Genomic DNA, 286 nt, shown 5'->3' with positions numbered 1-286 from the left:
CGATGGCCGCTCCCTGCACTACGTCCCTGTCGCGGAACGACGGGTTGTGCATCCAGAGGATGAGCGACGCGCGTCGGTTGAGCGGCAGGTTCTTGAGCTTGCCTTCCTCGTCGAACCAGATCGACGCTTCGGGGGAGTCCAAGTCGACGACTTCGACCCACCCTCCGATCGCTGCTTGGTAGTCGGACACCTTCTTGAGCTCGACCACGCGGAGCGGTTCGGCTTCTTCTACGGGAATCAGGACGCCTTGCGGCATGGGGCACCTTTTCGGATCATGGGCTTGAGC

General features: G+C 62.2%; 1 protein-coding gene. It reads right to left on the bottom strand.

Going from position 1 to position 286, the window contains the following annotated elements; translation table 11 throughout:
- A partial coding sequence (locus BIU91_RS03480) for a DUF3846 domain-containing protein (protein ID WP_139196858.1) occupies nucleotides 1-256 on the bottom strand: 256 nt, incomplete at its 3' end.
- Between the last annotated feature and the right edge of the window lie 30 nt (nucleotides 257-286).

The sequence above is a fragment of the Curtobacterium sp. MMLR14_002 genome, assembly GCF_001864975.1.
GTDB classification, from domain to species: Bacteria; Actinomycetota; Actinomycetes; order Actinomycetales; family Microbacteriaceae; genus Curtobacterium; species Curtobacterium flaccumfaciens.
This window is presented reverse-complemented; position numbering and strand designations above follow the sequence as displayed.